Here is a 19,249-nt window from a genome sequence, read left to right on the forward strand (position 1 = left end):
GCCATCCGGTATCCCTCCTGGTGAAGTGGTTTCTTCTCCGTCTCACATTCTACCAAAGAGGGCCGGATGGCTCATTTTATGTTACCTGGACCATCCGTTTTTACACATGATACCGGACACGACTGACCTGCGCTTGGAGAATTTGATTGACGACGCTTTCGAAGAGCTTGGCGACGCCTCCGTCTCGTTAAAAGAGCCCTTCCAAAATCGCGTCGTCTACGGTAATCTGGTATTGAGCCATTGGGGAACCCTCCTTGAGATGTGTGATTTTTGTCCGACTCACATTCTACCAAAGAGGGCCCCGATGGCTCTTTATGTTTTCGGCAGGAACTCTTTTTACACATGACACAAATTTTTATAAGGCAACTAACACGTTGCTACTCCTTCAAGGATTTCAATATCTTTTCGCATTCGTCTCGGTTACCTTCATCATTCACGAGCATGTATCCTTGAGCGCTAATCCCATCTTTAGTAAACTCGTATTGACATCTGTATTTTGCCCAAGGGAAAATGTCGCTAATTTTACCTGGTACTTCTAGACCGTCGGCAAAAATTATTTGTCCCTGCTGGTCTTTATCGGAGAGCTTCGACTGTGTTACTAGCAGTAGCTCAAAACTCTTTAAGTCAACCCACAACCGTTTCACCATTTTTTCAGTTGGTATTCCGGGATTATCCCGTATAAATATTCCATAGTGTTGAAAGCGTTCTGGCAGATACTTCGGAGTAATAAGGGTAGAACCCAACTGCCTTTCTGCGTCGCCTGCAGTTACTTGTTTATATCCTTCTAATAATTTGTTTTGTATGTCTCTCATCGTGGCCTCTTTATTTTTAAAGACATCTGCTGTTGTTGGCCGTTCTTCAGCTTTCTTTTTCTCAGCGTTGCTGTTGAACGGCTCTTGGCTACATCCGAATAAAGTTAATGAAAGTGTAGTGGTAGTTAGAAATAATAAGATACTCCATTTAATGCTTTTCCTCACAGGCAAAACCTCCCTAAAAATTTTTTTCTCCAAAAAGCATAGACGAACACCCCTGGTATTTTTTGTTCCGCTTCCCGCAAAGTCTTTGGCACCCTTACCGTGGTCACCTCCTCGGTATTACGTTCGTCCTTAACGCGTCCCACATTTCACCGGTCACCAGACCTAACCGCCAGATGGCGATACCGTCAAGGCCGTATCGCTTGGCGATGCCCACCTTGGTTAGAATGCTTTCCGCCGTTTCTGTAGGAGCAGAAATTCCAAGTAGCAGTTTTTCCGGCGGGACAAGAGCCTTAGCTGTCTCCACGGCCTGTTTGACAAGGGTTACAGGCTCCGGCGTGGAACCGTAGTCGTAGGCCATAATGATAATCCGGTCAGCAAGCTCTCCCAGCGCCTTGTAATCGTAACCCTGATAGGCGCTGTTGGGAGCGTGGAGAGTGAGGGTCAGTGTGAGGTTAGCGGTCCTCACCTGTTCCGCTAAGAGGCGGACAAATTTGTTAAAACCGTCCTTAACGGCCTTTAACTGCTCGCCGTCATCTCGGTAACCCAAACCCTCAAAGTCTAGGTTTACTCCTTGGTACAGTACCGCTTCTTCCATTATGCTATTAACTGCCCTCGTCATGGAAGCCTCATCTTTTAACAGAGAAGAAATGGTGCCGTCACCGTCAGTCACGTGGACCACCATCTCGGTCTTCAGGTTATACTTATTGGCCGCTTTCAGCACCTTCTCCCAACCGTCCGGCCTCTGCCAGCCTGTCCTGCTCCTGGTTAGGAGGTTACCCTCTTTGTCCAGGCTGTACCAGCCTAACGCTAGTTCACCTATCACATCGGTATTTCCTTTGGCCGTTTCCGGGTAAGGTTTCCCAAAGAGGTTGGTCCAACTACTGGTCTTGCTGTCGCCCAGAGCGTAGAACCCGATTACCGCCATCTCTTTGGGCGGAGAGGTAATCCTGACCCCGTTAAAGGAGTTATCCCACGCCACCTGGCAGCCAAAGGCTTCGCTGAAGAACCGCAGCGGTATCAGCGTCCTACCGTTAAGAATTTGCGGAGGAACGTCCAAGGTGATAGGGTTTTCATTGCGATAAGCGGTCTTGTTGCCAATCTGGAGGCGGATAGAGATTTTCCCGTCGGTAGCACTTATCGTTTGAGTAGTGCCGTCCCAGGTAACCTTTACGTTCAACGCTTCCGCTATCACTCGAAAGGGAACCAGGGTGCGCCCGTTCTGGATGACCGGCTGTACGTCAAAGGCAACCGGCAGCTCGTCAATCAGGACGGGAATTTTCTGCTGATCCTGAGCGAAGGCCGGCAGTGCAAAACCGCCGGCCACGGTAATCATCACAGTTAAAGCAAGGAGAAGCAAGCGCCTCATTTTTAACCTCTCGTTGCAATAGAAGTCGAATATCATCGTATCAACAGGAAGCAGGTCCGCGCCCTTTGATCTAGACATTTTGTTCGGTCTCCCTATGTGATGTAGACCTTGCTTGTGCTCAGGGCTTCTTTGAGCGTTTCTTGGGGCGTTTTGGACCGCAGGCTTGAATGCAGCCGATGCTCGTTGTAGGTCCGGATCCGTTCGGCCAAAAGCGCATCGAGAGCTTCGATGCTCTTCGCTTCAAGCAGAAGGTCTTGATGCTCTGCTTTGAAACGCGAGAAGAAGGATTCGACGATGAGATTTTCCTTCGGTCCCCGCAGGCTGTACGACAGTCGCTGTCCTTCTTCGAGCAGGAGATGACCGACCCACGCGTGACTCAAGAAGGCGCCGCCCTGATCGTGATGGAGGATGGCTTTCGGGCGCTCCCTCTTTTGGGTCAGAATGAACGCTTTGGCCCGTCTTCATGCCTGAAGCGCGGTCCGAACATCCGGCGAGAAAGAGATGGCATATCCGATCACCATGCGGGTCCGATGGTCCAGAATCGGCAAAAACCAACCCTTCCCGCCGCCATAGACAAGCTGCGTGAAATCGGTGTAGAGCACCTCAAAGGCGTCCGGTTCCCGTTCGGAAAGAAGGCCAAAGGCGAGATTCGCCCGTTCGGGCTTCGGTTTTCTCACCTTTCGCGTGAGGGAAAGCTCAAACGGGTGGAGAAGACGCCGAACCCGCTCCCGCCTCCGACCACCCTCCGCCTCCGAAGTTCGGCCTCGAGGCGGCGATCGCCGGACACCGGATGTTCCCGAAGGATGGCTTCGCTCTCAGCTTTGCGCGCCTCGTCTGCCAGAGCCCGCCTCTTTTCGGCCTCCTCTCGCTTTTTCTGGTCATACCCGGTTGCCCGCGGAAATCAGGCGTCCCCACAGGAGAACCGGCAGGGGAGCCCGCCGCCTGGCCAGCGCCTCTTGCACCAGACGGATGCGCTCCTGAAGCGGAAGTTGATCTCGCTCCCCTGCCCGAGGAAGTTTGTGAGGCGCGCGATTTCGACCTCCTTTTTGCCAAGGAGCGGTTCCAAATCACGAATGCGCTTCTGGGATCCTCTTTTTGTTCGGGGAGGAGAGCGCTCGGCGCCTTTTTCCAGGAGGGGATGTTTTCCCTTCAAGAGGGGTTTCGGATGAACGCCGTATTCCCGGGAGCGTTCGACGAGCGTTTTTTCGCCTTTGATCCGTTCCAAAGCCGCTTTGAATTGGATGGAGCCGGGGATGGATTTTGTGCGTTTCACACGTCGCCCCTCCATTGGCAGAAGGATACAACCATAGCTTCAGCATTTGTCCGGTCTGAGGGGCGCATGATCTAAAAACCTTGAATTCCAACATCACTTCCAGCGATTTTCGAAGTTGGTAATGCTTCTAAACCCGATGCCCTGATGATCAGCCCGCTCTCCTGTGCTCTTTTAGAATACGTATCTTGCGAATTCATCCGGACAATCAGCCACTGACCATTACGTTTTGTCAACGTGACCAAATAAGGAATGTTCGCCTCCTTGGTGATAACGGCTTCGTTCGATCCCGGAAAGACGGACTCATACTCAACAGAAACCAAGGCCCGAACCTTAGCACTTTTACCATCAATCTCAATGCCTTCGAAAACAGGGTGAACCTTCACATTAGTATACTGAAACCCAGCGCGGGAAGCAGGTTCCAAGTAATGTCTTCTCACGTAAGCGCGCTCCCGGTTCTCCTCCTGTTCGGAAGTGCTCACATCATAAAACTGTTTTATGTTCGCTTGCGGATCAACAATGAGCTGCCACCGAGCCTCTATAGCCCGGGCAACGGTCTGTTGCACAGCAACAAGGTCACCTTCAGTTGAAGGGCTCGTCACTAAGCTTGAAGCCCCAGATAAGCGATTTTCTAAAATCAACAGACTCGCCAGTCCTCCTGCGAACAAAATCAGTGGAATCACCGGTTGCTTCAAGTTTAATTGTCGAAACATAATATTCGCTCCCCCTTTTTCAATTCAAGAATTTTAACGCCAAAGTCATCCTTTCCGGTACCAAGCATCCGCCTTAAAGTCTGTCCATCTCGCCTTGGGCGATGGTTGCGCCTGAGCAGGATGGGGCAAGCAAACGACGAGTGAATTTGTGCGGGTCCTGGATCAAACCGCACACCATCCGCTGGCGCGAAACCTCCTGCTTCCGGCTGCCGCCTTAATACTACAACGGTTCTTACTCTGACGTGTAAATCAAATCACTTTCCGTGGCGATAGCGGAAACGACGCTGCCGAATGACCCTGTTTTACATTTTGGCAATATCAATATCTTTGCTCAATATACTAAAAGATCTCGGATCATGTCAAGAGTTTTGGGGCTCTACGGTTTTTGAAGCCATCACGGATCCGGTTCCGCCGTTTGATCTTCGGGTGCACGCCCTCGGTGTCGCCGTTCGACGCCCGCCAGGGGTGATCGGCAAGGATTTCGTTCTTCCGGCGCTTAAGCGTTCGGCCCCACGGCACGAGCGCCGCGTCGCCGGCTCCCTCTGCCTCAAAGCGGATCCGATCCACAATCGCCTTGGCTTCCTCCAGGGAGGCGGCCCGGCAGAGGTCTCGCAGCTCTTCCTTGACCCCGTGAAACTGCGCCCCGTTCCGGAACCCGGCGGATCGCGGCCGGCGCTTTCGCCTGACGCTCGGTGAGGTCTGCTTCGTTTTTGCGAAGCGGCCGGCGGGGAAGACGATGGCCGGTGCGTCTTTCCACCCGCCGGGCCTCATCCACCCGGCGGCCCGCATCCCGAAGCCCGTAAAACGGATCGGCCACCCCGCGCGCGTCCGGCAGGAACCGCTGAATCCGCCGCTTCCGGCCCTCCGTAAACCCCTTCCGGCAGAAGGCAACGGAACCGCCGCGGCCGAATCCGGAGAGAGACCGGCCTTTGATTCACCCCCGTCGACGCTCTGCTCATCTTGCTCAAGGCGTTCGATGATCCGGCCTTGAAAACCGAGCGCGTGTCCATAGACTGTTTCATAGGCGGTCGGAGCCTTTTAGCTTAGAGCCGTCTGAGGGGCACATGACCCTGACCACCCCGACCGAATCATAGAATCGAACCGAGGGAGAGGATACGGTGCGCGACACGACGGAACGCCGATCTCCATCGATGGTCCTCTGCCTGGTACGCCACGGTGAGACGCTCTGGAATCGAGAACGTCGGTATCAAGGCCAGGTGGATGTCCCCCTTTCGGAGGTCGGCCGCCGCCAGGCGCATGCCGTGGCCCGCCGCCTGGCCGCCGAGCGGTGGGACCGCGTGTACAGCAGCGATCTTGTCCGCGCCCGGGAGACGGCCGAAATCATCGCGCGGCATTGCGGAATCCCGCTCCTCACCGATCCCCGGTTGAGAGAGCGCGCTTACGGTCGCCTGGAAGGATTGACCCGCCAGGAGATCGAAGTCCTGACCGGCGGAAAAGGTCGGCGGGAGCAGGATCTGGAGCCGTACGGCGTCGAACGGTGGGAAGATTTGGCCGACCGAAGTCAGGCCGTCGTCGACGAATGGGTAAGCGCCCATCCCGGCGAAAGGCTGATCGCCGTCAGCCACGGCGGGTGGATCCGCGCCCTCCTGGGCCGTCTGTTTCCCGATTGGGACCCCGACATGCCCCTCGCCAACACCGGCGTCACCTTGCTTCACCGGGAACAGGGCCGGTGGCGGCGGATCCTCGTCAGCGACACCGCGCACCTCCAAGTTTAGGCCGGTTCCATCTTGGCGCCGATGTCCAGCGGCGGACCATGATCCATGGAAGACGTGACGAGCCCGTCCACCCCCGTCGCGGCAAAGGCGGCGACGTTTTCGGCGCGAATTCCTCCGGCCGCCAGGACAAGGCCCGCGGGAAATTCGGCTTTCAGCCGGCCGACATATTCGCCCAGAACCTCCGGCCGCACCTTATCGAACTGGACCCCGTGCGCGCCTGCGGCGAGAAACGCGCGCGCTTCCTCCAGGGTGGCCACCTCGAGAAAAATTTTCTTTTCCACGGCAACGGTCTTGAGCGCCTGGAGTTGATGCCGGATCTCTTCGTTCGAGAGAAAAACGCGATGTTGTTCAAAGATCAAAACCGTCTCGGAAAGCCCCAGCCGATGCGGCCAGCCGCCTCCGGCTCTGACTGCCTTGACCGCTAGAGCCTTCGTCCCGGGGATATGTTTTCTCGTCGCCAGGATCTCCGCGTTCGGGTTGACCGCTTTGGCCTTGGACACCAGCTCGGACGTTCTTGTGGCTACGCCCGAATAATACTCCAGAAGATTCGCGCCGACTTTCCAGATCCTGTGCAGCTCTTCGCTTGAGCCGCGCAAAGTCAGAATGACTTTGCCTTCATTCACCTTTGTTCCCGATGGGACCGCCTGCTCGACCGCCACACCGCAAAGTCCCGCCAGCCGTTCGACTTCCTCCGTGCTGCAGATGATGCACGCTTGCCGCGCGACAAAGCGGAGCCGCCCCCGCTTCCCTTTAAGCCCCAGCAGTTCCACGGTGAGATCGAGGGAGGGGACGTCCTCGAGCAGCCATTTTTCCAGCTCGCTCCGGGGTATGAACACCGACATGGCCGATTCTCCCTCCCCAAGGCAATCCGCCCTACGAGGCCGGTTCAAAGCCGAAACGCTCCAGCACCGCGCGCCCGTCCCCCTCGGTGAGCGCCCGCAAAAAAGCCCGCGCCTTGTCCGGATGGTGGCTCCCTTTGATCACCGCGCCGGGGAAGACAATCGGCCGGTGCCACGACGGATCGGCCGTGTCGGACACGTCTACGCGGTCGGAAACCGCCGCATCCGTCTTGTACACGATCCCGGCGTCGACCTCGCCCGCCTCCACGTAGGCGAGCACCTGACGCACGCCCATGGTGAAGACGATCCGCTTTTCACGTTCCATGTCTGCGTAGACGCCGAGGTGTTCCAGCGCTTCCTTGGCATACATCCCGGCCGGGTGGCTGTTCGGCTCGCCGATCGCCAGACGCGCCTTTGGGCTCGATTTGAGGCGGTCGAAGGTGAGCCGCCCGTCCGCCGGCGTCCCTTTTCTCACGACCATGACGAGGGTGTTTTTCACCACATTGACGCGCGTCGCCGGGTCGATCAGCCCCTTTTGCTCGAGTTCATCGACCGGCTTGGCGCCGGCGGAGATGAAGACGTCGACCGGAGCGCCTTGCGCGATCTGCACCATGTGCTCTCCGGAGGGGCCGAAGTTAAAGCGGAGCCTGACGCATTCCTTCTGCTCGAACGTCGGCTGATATTCGGTCAGCGCGTCTTTCAGGGTGATCGCCGCGGAGACGATGAGCTCCGAAGCCTCTTTGCAACCCGCCCGGCCCCCGCGCTTCTCGGCGTCTGTCCCGGCGCCCTGGGACGTTCCGGTCGCGGTCGGGCCGCCCGATGAACCGTCTGCCGCGCCGGAGCCGCTTCCACCGGAGGGCGCCGGGTTCCCCGAACCGCAGGCGGTCATGAGTCCGACGAACAACAAGCCGACGAGCGCCCATGCCGAGATCGTCTCTCCCCATGCTTCCCATCGCGCGGTTTCGGTCACCACCGGTGGGCGTCCGAGCGCCCGGCGCAAGCGGAGACGATTTCCTCCTTCGCTCGTCCGAGATTTCTTCCTTCGCTGGTCCGATCCCTTTGCAAAATCGAAAACGCCCCGACCGATAAGCGGCGGGGCGTCTACGCCTCCACGCCCGTCAACGCGACCCACCTCCTTATACCCCGCCGAGGAAGGCATGCCCGTTTCCAGACATACCCCGTGAGCGCAGGGCACCTGGGGACGAAGGCGTGCCCCGCGCTCAGGCCGCCGTCCATCGCACCGCGGGCGCACCGCGTGCGGAAGGGCCGAGCGGCTCGGAGCGGTCGAACGTTTTTAGGGATAAGATTGAATTTTAAACCAGAACGAACAATACCAAAACGAGCGAAGAAAATCAAGCGTGACCTTTTAAGGGATCTTCGGCCCGCGACGTCACGCGCCAAAGACGATCGAAAGCCTCGCCGCGATTTCACCGTTCGGCGTGGGGAGGCACTTTTGCGGTTTGGAAGGCGCTTTCAGCCCGGCACCGGGCGATTATGGTATAATCACCCCAAGGCCACATCGCCGCCTGCCGAGGGGGAGCCCGATGCCGCCGATCGTCCATCGGAAGACGTTCGTCCGGGAAGAAAGAATCCGGGATGAAGGGACCGGGAACGGGGGCCCTTCGATCGTCGTCGAGGGACCGCTTTCGCCGGAGGCGCTTCAGGAGCTCGCGATGCACCCGGAACTGACGGCCTTCCGGCCGCCGGAGGCGCAGCATGCGGCTCTCGTCGCCATCGCCGGTCTCCCGGAAGGGCGGGTGATCGTGGCCCGGGACGGCCGAACGATCGTCGGCTACGTGACATTTCACCACCCGGACCCGCTCGAACGATGGGCGGAGGCGCGGGACCCGCGGATCCTCGAGCTCGGCGGCATCGAGGTGGCGCCGCCGTACCGACGAAACGGCATCGCAAAGCGGCTCTTACGGGTCGCCTTTCAGGCGCCGGAGATGGAAGACTATCTCGTCTACTCGACGGAATATTACTGGCACTGGGACCTGCGCGGAACCGGGCTCGACGTCTGGGACTACGGTCGGCTGATGGAACGGCTCATGGGCACCGTCGGACTCGAACGGATGGCGACCGACGATCCGGACATCGCCGCCCATCCGGCGAACGCCCTGATGGTGCGGATCGGCCGGAACGTGCCGTGGGAGACGGTCGTCGCTTTCGACCGGCTGCGGTTTCGGCGGCCGATGTTTTGAAGCCAAGCGAAAGGGGAGCGGCGATGCTCGTCGCCGACATCATGCATACCCCGGTCATCACGGCGTCCCGGACGGCGACGATCCGGGAAGCGCTCGAGCTTTTGCACCGACATCGCATCCGACATCTTCCGATCGTCGACGGGGAGGGCCGCCTGTTCGGCATCGTCACCGACCGGGACCTCCGGGAAGCGGTGCCGTCCCGGCTGGCCGTTGACGAGGCGCTCCTCGCCCGGCTGGCGGAACCGGTCGAGACGATCGTCCGCCGGGAGGTGATCACGACCCATCCCGGGGAGTTCGTCGAGGAGGCGGCCCAGCTCATGCGTCAGCACAAGATCGGCTGCCTGCCGGTGATCGCCGACGACGCCATCGTCGGCATCGTCACCCACTCCGACCTCCTGAGCGCCCTCATCACCCTGCTCGGCGTCGACGCCCCGAGCACCCGGCTGGAAGTCGAGGTGCCGGATCGGGTGGGGATGATCGCCGACCTCACGGCGATCTTCAAACAGCAGGGCATCAACATCGTGAGCCTCTTCGTCTATCAGAGTCCGGAGCCCGGCCGGCGACGGGCGGCGATCCGGGCGCGGACGATGGACCCCCGGCGGCTCATCGCGGCCATCCGGGCGGCGGGGTTCGTCGTCCGCTGGCCGAAGCTTCCGGACGACCGGCCTGAAGGAGGCAAAGGGCCGGCATGAGGCCGTCTGAAGACGCAGGGGCGCGGGAGACGCGTCCGCTCAGGCCTCCGTCGCCGGAGCCCCCGTCGTCGAGATCGGGCCGAACGGATCCGCCCGGGCCGAACGTCGGGGCGCCGGAGCCGGGCGGGAAGGCGGCGCCCGGGCCGGATGGACCGCCACCGGCGCCGTTTTCGCCGAAACCCTGGCCGAGGCCGATCTGGCCGGCGCGTCCCGTCGGATCCGGCGGCCGGGCCGTCCTCATTCACCACCCCGACCTCATCCGCTACCGGTTTCACGATGAGCATCCGTTCGACCAGCGGCGGCTTCTCCTCGTCCTGGACCTGCTGGAGGCCCTCGGGCTCGTGGCGCCGGAAGAGCGCCTCGCGCCGGACCCAAGCGCCTGGGACGAAGAACCGCTCCTTCGGGTCCACGGCGCCCGCTATGTCGAGGCGGTGAAGGCCGCCGGAAGAGGCGGGCGGGCCGGAACGCCGCCGCTTATTCCCGGAACGGCCGGCGAGGGCACGGAGATGGCCGGCGCGGGCGATGCGGCGGTCGACGAAGTCGAGGCAGAGCCCCACACAGCGCCGGCCCCCTTTTCCGCCGACGATCTCCTCGACTACGGCCTCGGCACCGAAGACGTGCCGATCTTCCCCGGCATGCACGAGGTGGCCTTTCTGACCGTCGTCGGCGCCCTGACCGGCGCCCGGTACATCATGGACCACCCCGGACACCACGCCGTCTTCCTCGGCGGCGGGCTCCATCACGCCTTTCCGCACAAAGCTTCTGGATTTTGCATCTACAACGACGCCGCCGTCGCCATCCGCTACCTCCTCGACCGCTACGACGTCCGGGTGCTCTACATCGACACCGACGCCCACCACGGCGACGGCGTTCAGGCGATCTTCTACCGGGAGCCTCGGGTGATGACCGTCTCGATCCACGAGACGGGCCGCTACCTCTTCCCCGGCACCGGCCACGTCACCGAGCGAGGCGAAGGCCCGGCCTTCGGGACGAAGGTGAACGTCCCGCTGGAGCCGTTTACCGAGGACGATGACTACCTCGCCATCCTCGAGCGGGTGCTGGTGGCCGCCTTTGAACGCTTCCGGCCGGACGTCGTCGTGAGTCAGCACGGGGTCGACGCCCACCGCTACGATCCCCTCACCCACCTCGCCTTAAGCACGCGGGCCTATCGGGCCATCCCGCGCCTCATCCACACCCTTGCGGACACCTACGCCGGCGGCCGCTGGCTCGCCCTCGGCGGCGGCGGCTACGACCTCTTTCGCGTCGTCCCCCGGGCGTGGACCTTCCTCTGGGCCGAAGCCGCGCACCGGCCCCTCGTTGACGCGGAGGTGCCGGCGGTGTTCCTCGACCGCTGGCAAAAAAAGGCGCCGGTCCCCCTCCCCCGGCGCCTGCTCGATCCTCCGTTTCCGCCGATTCCTCGGCGCAAAGCGATCCGGGAAAAAAATGCCGTCGTCTTAAAACGCGTGCTCGAATTCCTCCGCTGAACGGACGATCGCCCGGGCGAGGGCGGCACTCCGGCCGGCCGCCTCTTTTAAAAAGGCGGGGAAATCCGCCGGCGCCGCCCCGTCCGCCCGGTCGGAGATCGTCCGGATGAGGAGGAAGGGCACGCCGTTTTTGTGTGCCACCTGCGCTGCGGCGGCGCCTTCCATCTCGACGCACAGGCCGCCGAAGCGTTCCCGAAGCGCCTTCACCATCTCCCGGTCGGCGACGAACCGGTCGCCGGAGAGCACCCGGCCGACGGCCGGCCGGCGGCCGAAAAGCGCCTCGGCCGCCGTCATCGCCCGCCGGATCAGGCGGGGATCGGCGGGAAAGACGCTCACCGGCTCAAAGGGGATCTCTCCCGGACGAAAACCGAGCGGCGTTGCGTCGACGTCGTGCTGGAGGGCGTCTTCGGCGACGACGAGATCGCCGATCTCAAGCGCCGGATCGAGGGCGCCGGCAACGCCGAGAAAAAGAAGCGCCTGAGGCCGGAGGTGGTCGATCACCGCCTGCACCGCAAGCGCCGCGTTCACCTTGCCGACGCCGCTTTTTAAAACGGCGACCGGCCGGCCGTCCATCCGGCCGACGCGGGCCTCGACCGGCCCCGCCCGGCGGACGTCCACCGCTTCCATCCCTTGAAGGAGCTCGGCGATCTCTTCGTCCATCGCCCCGATGATCGCGACCATGGCACCCTCCTTACGCCGGCCGGGTCGACTGCCGGAACTCGATCCGGTGCGGCAGTACGACCGTCTTCGTCGGCACGTCTTCGTTCTGGATGAGCTTGGTAAGAAGCCGCATCGCCACCGCGCCGATGTCGTACATCGGCTGCACGACGGAGGTGAGCATCGGCCGGACCATTTGGGCGATGCGGGTGTTGTCGAAGCCGATCACCTCGACGTCGTCCGGGACGCTGAGACCGGCGTCCTGCACGGCGTGAACGGCGGCGATGGCCAGCTCGTCGCTGGCGGCAAAAATCGCCGTCGGCCGCGGCTGGAGCGCCAGGACCGTCTTCATCCCTTTCAGGGCCGCTTCGTAGTGGGGCGGCACCTCGACGATGAGCGTCTCGTCGACCTCGACGCCGCCTTCGGCAAGCGCCTGCCGGTAGCCTTCGTACCGGCCCCGGCCGAGGCTCGTCGAGAGGCGGTCGGAGAGGAAGGCAATCCGCCGGTGACCTTTTTTGAGCAGGTACGAGACGGCATCGTACGCCGCCTGCCGGACGTCGATGTGGACCGACGGAAGCTCGCCTTTCGGGTCTTGCGTCGCCACGAGAACGACCGGCACCGGCGATTTGAAGAGCCGGCGGTGCTCTTCCGTCACCTGTGAGCCGAGGAAAAGGAGGCCGTCGACCTGTTTTTCGAGCAGATTTCCGATCAGCTTGAGCTCCTTGTCGATGTTCTGGTCGGAGTTCGTCAGGATGATGTTGTAGTGGTACATCGTGGCGATGTCCTCGATCCCCCGGGCGAGCTCGGCGAAAAAGACGCTCGAGATGTCCGGCAGGATCACGCCGATCGTCGTCGTTTTCTTGCTGGCGAGCCCTCGGGCGACGGCGTTCGGTCGGTAACCGAGCTCCTCGATCACCCGGAGGACCTTCTTCCGGGTGCTCGGCTTGACGTTGGCGCTCCCGTTGATGACCCGCGACACCGTCGCCATCGAGACGCCGGCTTCCCGGGCGACGTCGTAGATCGTCACGCCCATCGGATCCCCTCCCCCGGGTCTGGAACCGCTTTTATGCTTCTTTGACTATGATACGTCGTCCGGGGGATTTTCGCAAGTGGTTTGATGTTTTTTCATAAATGGCCGGAAGCCTTTCTGTCGGGCCGCGGGAAGCGCTTTCGTTCCGTTGGGAAACGAACGGCGTTTTTCGGCTGAAGGCGCTTTCGACGGAAACCGGCGTGAAAAGCGATCGCCGCAGGCGATCATCTCGCCTGCGGCGTTTCGGTCGTCTCCGGCATTGCGCTTTGGCCCCGCGGGACCCCGCCGGGCGGCCGGCACCGCGACGGCGCCCGTCGGCCGTCAGCCGCACCGGCGTCCGACGACCCTTCAGACGAACGCCGGCGCGGCGGTTTTGAGCTCGGCCATGAAACGGCGGAAGGTGTCGAGGTCGATCTGCTGCTGAGCGTCGGAGAGGGCGACCGACGGGTCCGGGTGCACCTCGATCATCACGCCGTCGGCGCCGGCGGCGAGGGCCGCCTTCGCCAGCGGAAGGAGGATATCCCGGCGACCGGCGGCGTGAGAGACGTCGACGAGGACGGGGAGGTGCGTCTCCTGCTTCAAGATCGGCACGGCGGAGATGTCGAGGGTGTTCCGCGTCGCCTTTTCGTACGTCCGGATGCCCCGCTCCGTGAGGATGACGTTCGGGTTGCCGTGGGAGAGGATGTATTCGGCGGCGAACTTGAACTCTTCGATCGTCGCCGCCATCCCCCGCTTGAGAAGGACCGGCGTGCTCAGGGCGCCGACTTCCTTGAGCAGCGCGAAGTTCTGCATGTTCCGGGCGCCGATCTGGATGATGTCGACGTACCGGACGGCGACGTCGAGGTCCCCCGGCGTCATGATCTCGCTTACGACCTTGAGGCCGTAGCGGTCGGCGACCTCCCGGAGAATCTTCAACCCTTCGACGCCGAGGCCCTGGAAGTCGTACGGCGACGTCCGGGGTTTGAAGGCGCCGCCCCGGATGAGGCCGAGGCCGTGCTCGGCGATCACCCGCGCCACGGCGTCCGTCTGCGCCTCGCTTTCCACCGAGCACGGCCCGGCGATGATGACCGGCGTGCCGCCCCCGATCCGGACCGAGCCGACGGCGACGACCGTGTCTTCCGGCTTCCGGGCGCGGCTCACGAGGAGGGCGTCTTCGTGCTGCTTCTGCTGAAGTTTGAGGGACGCGGCGAAGATCTGCTTGAAAAGCGCCCGGATCGTCTGGTCGTCGAAGGGCCCGGTGTTGATCCGGACGAGGTGGTCGAGCATCTCCCGCTCCCGCACCGGGTCGAAGCGGTTGATCCCCTGCTTGAGCTTGAGCCGCCCGATCTCCTGCACGACTTCCGCCCGCCGGTTGAGCCATTTCAAGATCTCCTCGTTGATCCGGTCGAGCTCCCGGCGGAGCGCCTCCAGCTGGCTGGTCATGGCTTCTCCCTCTCCTTACGCTTTACGCTGGCGGTCGGGCCTCCTCCGCGGCCGCCGCGGCCCGTTCCGCCGCGGCGCGGTTGGCGGTGACCTTTCATGTTTCTTTAGGGCTTTTAACCGCTAAAGCTCTATTGTCCGCTATTATAGCAGCCGCGGCGCCGGCTGTCACGCCACAAGCGCCCGACAGCCTCTGTATTAATTGCTCGCTTTACAACCGGCCGGCGATGGCGTACAATGAAGCGCAAGAATCGTTCGGAACGCGAAATATTCGTCCTTCCAGGGAGGCCGGCAGCGTGCGACGGACGTTCCGCCATCTCGGCCCGTTTCTCAGGGAAAACCGCCATCGGTACGCCTGGGGGATTCTTTTTATTTTCCTCGCCGACGTGGCACAGCTTCTCACGCCGCGGCTCATCGGCGGCGCCGTCGACCGGCTCGCCGCGGGGGCGATGGAGCCGGGCTTTCTCGGCGCCACGGCGGCGATCCTCCTCGTCGCGGCGGCGCTGACGTTTCTCTTTCGCTACGCCTGGCGGATGCTCATCTTCGGCACCGCCCGGAAGCTCGAGTACACCCTGCGGGACCGGCTGTTCCGCCACCTCGTCACCCTCTCCCCCGGCTGGTACGACCGGCACAAGGTCGGCGACCTCATGGCCCGCGCGACGAACGACATCGGCGCCGTCCGGTTTGCCTTCGGCGGCGGGGTGGTCATGTTTTTCGACACCGTCATCCTCGTCGCGCTCGTCGTCGGCACGATGATCGTCACCGTCGACCTCCGGCTGACCGCCTTGGCCACCGCCGTCTTCCCCATGATCGCCCTCCTCTCCCGGCGCTTCGGCCGGGAGATCCACCGGCGGTTCAAGGACGTCCAGGCGGCTTTCGGCCGGGTGACGGAGCGGGTGCAGGAAAACTTAAGCGGCGTCCGGGTCGTCCGGGCCTACGGCATCGAAGCGCCGGAAGAAGCGGCGTTCGATGCCGCCAGCCGGGAACTCCTGGAGAAAAACCTCCATCTCATCCGGCTGCAGGCCTTGTTCCAGCCGCTGGTGCAGCTTTTCGTCGGCATCGCGATGTTCGTCGTCCTCCTTTACGGCGGCCGCCTCGTCCTCCGCCAGGAGATCACCGTCGGCGCCTTCGTCGCCTTCAGCGCCTACCTCATGATGCTCGTCTGGCCGATGCGGGCCATCGGCTGGGCGATCAACATCCTCGAGCGGGGGGCGGCGTCGATGGAGCGGCTGAACGCCCTCTTCGACGCCGAACCGGAGATCCGGGATGACGAGCGGACGGATCCGGCGATCCGCTCGATTCGAGGCGAGATCGCGGCCCGGGGGCTTTCGTTCCGGTATCCCGGCCATGAGGCGGCCGCCCTCGCCGACGTCTCCTTCACCGTGCCGGCCGGCGGAACGCTCGGCATCATCGGCCCGACCGGAAGCGGCAAGTCGACCCTCGCCGCCCTTATCAGCCGGCTCTATGAGGCGCCCGACGAGACGCTGCTCATCGACGGCCGGCCGATCGCCGCCATCCCGCTTTCGGTCCTCCGCTCGTCGATCGCCGTCGTGCCGCAGGAGCCGTTTTTGTTTTCGGGGACGATCGAAGAAAACCTCCGCTTCGGCGCCGAAGACGCCGCGCCGGAGGCGATCGCCTGGGCGGTGGAAGCGGCGGGGTTTCACGAAGCCCTCGAGCGCTTCCCGGACGGCCTGAACACCGTCGTCGGCGAGCGGGGGGTGATGCTTTCCGGCGGGGAAAAACAGCGCCTCGCCCTCGCCCGGGCCCTCCTCCGCCGGGCGCCGATCCTCATCCTCGACGACGCCCTCTCGGCCGTCGACGCCCGGACGGAGCGGCACATCCTCGCGCGGCTTCGGGAACTTCGCGGCCGGCAGACGATGATCATCATCGCCCACCGCGTCTCGGCGGTCATGTTCGCCGATGAGATCCTCGTCCTGGACGGCGGCCGCATCGTCGAGCGAGGCTCTCACCTCGAGCTCATGCAAAAAGGCGGGCGTTACGCCCGCCTGGCGCGGCTTCAGTCCCTCGCCCTGGACGACCCGTTCGACGGTGCAGAAGCCGTGAAAACGACGGCCGAAGGCAGCCCCCCGACCGGTCCGGCGCCGAGCGGCGCCGGCCAGAGCGCCGCCGATGGGGCCGATGCCGTCCAGAACGTCGCCGAAGCGGCCGAAGCCGGCGAAAACGCCGCCGGAAAGGCCGATGCCGGCGAGGACGGCGAGGACGCCGCCGAAACGGCGGCCGCCGGAGCGCCGGGCGACCGGACCGTCTCGCTTCCTGTCGAACGCCCCGCCGAACGTGCCGGCGAAAGGAGCGTCCGCCGATGACCGACCGCGATCGACGCCCACGGAATCCCCGCCAGCGACGGGAACAACCGGAAAAACGGTCGACGACCGCACGCCCGCAGAGAGACACCGAACCGCCGGAGGATCCCCGCGCCGCCGGTCGGCCGTCCGACCCGGCCCTCTTTCACCGACTCGCCCGCTTTGCCCGGCCGTACGTCCGACCGCTTGGGACGGCTGTCCTTCTCGTCCTCGCCGCCACCGCCGCCGAACTCGCCGGACCGCTCGTGATCAAGACGGCGATCGACGCATACTTCGTCCGAAGCGGCGGCGCGTCGGCGCCGGATGCGGTCCCGGGCCTCGTCCGTCTGGCCGTTTTCTACCTCGGTCTCGTCGTCGGCGGGTTTTGGCTCACCGCCGTCCAGACGCGGCTGCTCCTCGCCACCGGCCAGCGGATCCTCTACGACATCCGCCGGACGATTTTCCGCCATCTGCAGACGCTCTCGATCGGCTTTTTCGACCGGATGCCGACCGGCCGCATCGTCACGCGGGTGACGAACGACGTCGAAGCGCTGTCCGAGATGTTTTCCACCGTCTTTGCCGTCCTGATCAAAGACGCCGTCGTCCTCGCCGGCATCGCCGCCGTCATGCTCGCGCTGGACGTCCGGCTCGCCCTCGTCGCCTTCCTCACGCTGCCCCTCGTCGCCCTGACCCTCCGGATCTATCAAAAGATCGCCCGGGAGGCGTTCCGCCGCGTCCGAAGCCGCCTCGCCCGGATCAACGGGGCGCTCGCCGAATACCTCTCCGGCATGCGCGTCATCCAGCTGTTTCACCGGGAGGCCGCCGTCGCCGACCGCTTCGCCGCCACGAACCGCGACCACTACGACGCCAGCCTCAAAGAGCTCCGGGCGCAGTCGGTGTTCCGACCGGCGATGGACGTCCTCTACGCCCTCGGCCTCGCCCTGCTCCTCGTCGCCGGCGCCCGGACCCTATCCGGCGACGGCGCCGCGGCGGAGGTGGGGCTTGTGTACGCGTTCATCGATTATCTCGGCCGCCTCTTCCAGCCCATCCGGGAGATTGCCGAAAATTACACCGTCGTCCAGCAGGCGATGGCCTCCGCCGAACGCATCTTCGCCCTCCTCGACACGCCGCCGGAGGTGACCGAACGGCCTCGGGCCCGGCCCCTGCCGGCGGTCCGGGGGGCCATCCGCTTCGAAGGCGTCTGGTTTCGCTACCGGGACGACCGGTGGGCGCTTGAAGATGTTCACCTCGCGATCGAGCCCGGCGAGACGATCGGCGTCGTCGGCATGACCGGCGCCGGAAAAAGCTCGCTCATCCAGCTTCTCGTCCGCTTCTACGATCCGACCCGCGGACGGATCACCCTGGACGGCATCGATCTTCGGGACCTCCGCCTCTCGGACCTCCGGCGGGCGATCGCCGTCGTGCTGCAGGACCCGTTTCTCTTCGACGGGACCCTCCTCGACAATATCCGCCTCGGCGATCCGTCGATCGACGAAGCGGCCGTCCGGCGGGCGGTCGAGGCGATCGGCCTGGATGAGACCGTCCGCCGCCTTCCGGAAGGGCTGTGGACCCGCGTCGGCGAACGGGGCGGACGGCTTTCCGCCGGGGAGCGGCAGCTCGTCGCGTTCGCCCGGGCGTTCGTCCGGGACCCCCGGGTGCTCATCCTCGACGAAGCGACGGCCCACATCGACAGCGAGACGGAGAGCGAGGTGCAAAAAGCGCTGAGACGGCTTGCCCAGGGTCGGACGACGATCGTCATCGCCCACCGCCTCGCCACCGTCCGGGACGCCGACCGGATCGTCGTCCTTCACCGGGGCCGCATCCGGGAGGTCGGCTCCCACCGGGAGCTCATGCGCCAGGACGGCCTCTACGCCGCCCTGGTTCGGCTCCAGGAAGCCTCCGGCGCGGACGTTTTGGACTTCCCGGACGGGATATTCCGCCGCTTTCCGATCGAAGCGGCCGGCCGCCCCTGAACCGGGTTGTTCGACCGGCCGCTGAATCGGCCCTCGTTCGCCGGGCCGGCGCCCGCTAGCCGCGCCGGAACCCCCGCTTTCGTCCGGGAAAGCGGAGCGTGAGCCGGAAGCGGACCGTCCGCCGGGCTGCCCGTTCGACCGGCGCCCGAACATCGGGCGCCCTTCCGCCCTCCGGCCGGCCGGCCCCGCCGGACGAAAACGGAAACGTGACGACCCGCCCCGCCGCCTCGCCCTGCAAGCGCCCGAGGAGCGGACGAAGGGCCGCCTTGGTCCGGGCATCCAGCCGGACTTCCCCGCAGGCCGGGCACGTCCACACCGGGACGCCCCGGATGAGATGCGGCGGATAATGAACCGCCCGCCGCTTCAGCACCATCGGTCCCCCGCACCGGGGACAGCGGTCGAACAACCCCATCCCTCCGTCCGTCGCCGGCGATTTCCCGCTTTACCCCTAACCGTTCTGGACGTTTACAGAAATCCCCGGCGAAAGCCCCGGAATTCATTCCGGGGATGAAGCCGGTTGTACATCCTTGATACTAACGATAAAATATTCATGAAGAACAACGACAGAAAGGAGGGAGCTGATTGCAAACCA

The 19,249-nt window shown here is 63.3% G+C and carries 20 protein-coding genes; 8 read left to right on the plus strand and 12 right to left on the minus strand.

Annotated elements, in window-relative coordinates; translation table 11 throughout:
* Nucleotides 1-346: hypothetical protein (locus SA87_RS13755; protein ID WP_211264198.1), on the plus strand; the 346-nt coding region annotated here is incomplete at its 5' end.
* 31 nt (nucleotides 347-377) lie between these two features.
* Here the strand turns inward: SA87_RS13755 and SA87_RS13205 are convergent.
* The 4 genes from SA87_RS13205 to SA87_RS07995 form a co-directional block, all read right to left on the minus strand.
* Complete coding sequence (locus SA87_RS13205) at nucleotides 378-977, minus strand: hypothetical protein (protein ID WP_156423555.1); 600 nt, start codon at nucleotides 975-977, stop codon at nucleotides 378-380.
* Nucleotides 978-1,080: 103 nt separating this feature from the next.
* On the minus strand, nucleotides 1,081-2,421 hold the full coding sequence (locus tag SA87_RS07985; protein WP_211258061.1) for a stalk domain-containing protein: 1,341 nt from the start codon (nucleotides 2,419-2,421) through the stop codon (nucleotides 1,081-1,083).
* A gap of 14 nt (nucleotides 2,422-2,435) precedes the next feature.
* Entirely contained in the window at nucleotides 2,436-2,723 is a 288-nt protein-coding gene (locus SA87_RS07990; RefSeq protein ID WP_066201785.1) for an integrase core domain-containing protein, read from the minus strand.
* 81 nt (nucleotides 2,724-2,804) lie between these two features.
* Entirely contained in the window at nucleotides 2,805-3,020 is a 216-nt protein-coding gene (locus SA87_RS07995; RefSeq protein ID WP_066201788.1) for a hypothetical protein, read from the minus strand.
* Between the two features lie 113 nt (nucleotides 3,021-3,133).
* Between SA87_RS07995 and SA87_RS13210 the strand changes: the two genes are divergently transcribed.
* A complete protein-coding gene (locus SA87_RS13210) occupies nucleotides 3,134-3,691 on the plus strand; it encodes a hypothetical protein (RefSeq protein WP_156516513.1) in 558 nt (185 codons plus the stop codon).
* Here the strand turns inward: SA87_RS13210 and SA87_RS12700 are convergent.
* Entirely contained in the window at nucleotides 3,688-4,326 is a 639-nt protein-coding gene (locus SA87_RS12700; protein ID WP_245637681.1) for a hypothetical protein, read from the minus strand. The two genes, SA87_RS13210 and SA87_RS12700, sit on opposite strands and share 4 nt — an antisense overlap.
* A gap of 354 nt (nucleotides 4,327-4,680) precedes the next feature.
* Nucleotides 4,681-5,115: a transposase gene (locus SA87_RS14410; RefSeq protein WP_066201794.1), complete on the minus strand. Its 435-nt coding sequence runs from the start codon at nucleotides 5,113-5,115 to the stop codon at nucleotides 4,681-4,683.
* Between the two features lie 329 nt (nucleotides 5,116-5,444).
* Here SA87_RS14410 and SA87_RS08010 point away from each other — a divergent pair, with 329 nt between their 5' ends.
* Nucleotides 5,445-6,062 carry a histidine phosphatase family protein gene (locus SA87_RS08010; protein ID WP_082910512.1) on the plus strand — a complete coding sequence of 206 codons (618 nt, stop codon included), beginning with the start codon at nucleotides 5,445-5,447 and terminating at the stop codon, nucleotides 6,060-6,062.
* On the opposite strand, the gene modD is transcribed toward SA87_RS08010, so the two are convergent.
* Nucleotides 6,059-6,904 carry a ModD protein gene (modD, locus tag SA87_RS08015; RefSeq protein ID WP_066201796.1) on the minus strand — a complete coding sequence of 282 codons (846 nt, stop codon included), beginning with the start codon at nucleotides 6,902-6,904 and terminating at the stop codon, nucleotides 6,059-6,061. The genes SA87_RS08010 and modD overlap by 4 nt on opposite strands.
* A 31-nt stretch (nucleotides 6,905-6,935) precedes the next feature.
* Nucleotides 6,936-7,874, minus strand: coding sequence for a molybdate ABC transporter substrate-binding protein (gene modA, locus SA87_RS08020; protein ID WP_211264201.1), 939 nt, complete (start codon nucleotides 7,872-7,874; stop codon nucleotides 6,936-6,938).
* A gap of 580 nt (nucleotides 7,875-8,454) precedes the next feature.
* Between modA and SA87_RS08025 the strand changes: the two genes are divergently transcribed.
* The 3 genes from SA87_RS08025 to SA87_RS08035 are packed head-to-tail and all read left to right on the plus strand — an operon-like array spanning nucleotide 8,455 to nucleotide 11,278.
* Complete coding sequence (locus SA87_RS08025; RefSeq protein ID WP_409359826.1) at nucleotides 8,455-9,102, plus strand: GNAT family N-acetyltransferase; 648 nt, start codon at nucleotides 8,455-8,457, stop codon at nucleotides 9,100-9,102.
* A 23-nt stretch (nucleotides 9,103-9,125) separates the two neighbouring features.
* A complete protein-coding gene (locus tag SA87_RS08030; RefSeq protein ID WP_066201802.1) occupies nucleotides 9,126-9,794 on the plus strand; it encodes a CBS and ACT domain-containing protein in 669 nt (222 codons plus the stop codon).
* A complete protein-coding gene (locus SA87_RS08035; protein WP_082718308.1) occupies nucleotides 9,791-11,278 on the plus strand; it encodes an acetoin utilization protein AcuC in 1,488 nt (495 codons plus the stop codon). Before SA87_RS08030 ends, SA87_RS08035 begins: the two co-directional genes overlap by 4 nt.
* Here SA87_RS08035 and SA87_RS08040 read toward each other — a convergent pair.
* The 3 genes from SA87_RS08040 to SA87_RS08050 form a co-directional block, all read right to left on the minus strand.
* Complete coding sequence (locus SA87_RS08040; protein WP_066201805.1) at nucleotides 11,249-11,959, minus strand: 5'-methylthioadenosine/adenosylhomocysteine nucleosidase; 711 nt, start codon at nucleotides 11,957-11,959, stop codon at nucleotides 11,249-11,251. The two genes, SA87_RS08035 and SA87_RS08040, sit on opposite strands and share 30 nt — an antisense overlap.
* A 10-nt stretch (nucleotides 11,960-11,969) precedes the next feature.
* The gene (gene ccpA, locus SA87_RS08045) at nucleotides 11,970-12,968 is read right to left on the minus strand and encodes a catabolite control protein A (protein ID WP_066201808.1); all 999 of its coding nucleotides are present in this window, start codon (nucleotides 12,966-12,968) and stop codon (nucleotides 11,970-11,972) included.
* A 345-nt stretch (nucleotides 12,969-13,313) separates the two neighbouring features.
* The gene (locus tag SA87_RS08050; RefSeq protein ID WP_066201811.1) at nucleotides 13,314-14,387 is read right to left on the minus strand and encodes a bifunctional 3-deoxy-7-phosphoheptulonate synthase/chorismate mutase; all 1,074 of its coding nucleotides are present in this window, start codon (nucleotides 14,385-14,387) and stop codon (nucleotides 13,314-13,316) included.
* A gap of 293 nt (nucleotides 14,388-14,680) precedes the next feature.
* Between SA87_RS08050 and SA87_RS08055 the strand changes: the two genes are divergently transcribed.
* Together SA87_RS08055 and SA87_RS08060 are read left to right on the plus strand one after the other, a co-directional pair.
* Nucleotides 14,681-16,708, plus strand: a complete 2,028-nt coding sequence (locus SA87_RS08055; RefSeq protein WP_066201814.1) for an ABC transporter ATP-binding protein — start codon at nucleotides 14,681-14,683, stop codon at nucleotides 16,706-16,708.
* Nucleotides 16,705-18,657, plus strand: coding sequence for an ABC transporter ATP-binding protein (locus SA87_RS08060; protein WP_066441721.1), 1,953 nt, complete (start codon nucleotides 16,705-16,707; stop codon nucleotides 18,655-18,657). Before SA87_RS08055 ends, SA87_RS08060 begins: the two co-directional genes overlap by 4 nt.
* A 55-nt stretch (nucleotides 18,658-18,712) precedes the next feature.
* Here the strand turns inward: SA87_RS08060 and SA87_RS08065 are convergent, their stop codons facing one another.
* On the minus strand, nucleotides 18,713-19,030 hold the full coding sequence (locus SA87_RS08065) for a YgiT-type zinc finger protein (RefSeq protein ID WP_066201817.1): 318 nt from the start codon (nucleotides 19,028-19,030) through the stop codon (nucleotides 18,713-18,715).
* Nucleotides 19,031-19,249: the final 219 nt, after the last annotated feature.

Source organism: Hydrogenibacillus schlegelii, from assembly GCF_001653195.1.
Classification (GTDB): domain Bacteria; phylum Bacillota; class Bacilli; order Thermicanales; family DSM-22653; genus Hydrogenibacillus; species Hydrogenibacillus schlegelii.

Bases quoted from the DNA above. Each gene is read 5' to 3' on its own strand.
- SA87_RS07985 (WP_211258061.1), bottom strand. From the start codon at position 2,421: ATGTCTAGATCAAAGGGCGCGGACCTGCTTCCTGTTGATACGATGATA.
- SA87_RS13210 (WP_156516513.1), top strand. From the start codon at position 3,134: ATGTTCCCGAAGGATGGCTTCGCTCTCAGCTTTGCGCGCCTCGTCTGC.
- SA87_RS12700 (WP_245637681.1), bottom strand. From the start codon at position 4,326: ATGTTTCGACAATTAAACTTGAAGCAACCGGTGATTCCACTGATTTTG.
- SA87_RS14410 (WP_066201794.1), bottom strand. From the start codon at position 5,115: ATGCGGGCCGCCGGGTGGATGAGGCCCGGCGGGTGGAAAGACGCACCG.
- modD (WP_066201796.1), bottom strand. From the start codon at position 6,904: ATGTCGGTGTTCATACCCCGGAGCGAGCTGGAAAAATGGCTGCTCGAG.
- SA87_RS08030 (WP_066201802.1), top strand. From the start codon at position 9,126: ATGCTCGTCGCCGACATCATGCATACCCCGGTCATCACGGCGTCCCGG.
- SA87_RS08035 (WP_082718308.1), top strand. From the start codon at position 9,791: ATGAGGCCGTCTGAAGACGCAGGGGCGCGGGAGACGCGTCCGCTCAGG.
- SA87_RS08040 (WP_066201805.1), bottom strand. From the start codon at position 11,959: ATGGTCGCGATCATCGGGGCGATGGACGAAGAGATCGCCGAGCTCCTT.
- ccpA (WP_066201808.1), bottom strand. From the start codon at position 12,968: ATGGGCGTGACGATCTACGACGTCGCCCGGGAAGCCGGCGTCTCGATG.
- SA87_RS08050 (WP_066201811.1), bottom strand. From the start codon at position 14,387: ATGACCAGCCAGCTGGAGGCGCTCCGCCGGGAGCTCGACCGGATCAAC.
- SA87_RS08060 (WP_066441721.1), top strand. From the start codon at position 16,705: ATGACCGACCGCGATCGACGCCCACGGAATCCCCGCCAGCGACGGGAA.
- SA87_RS08065 (WP_066201817.1), bottom strand. From the start codon at position 19,030: ATGGTGCTGAAGCGGCGGGCGGTTCATTATCCGCCGCATCTCATCCGG.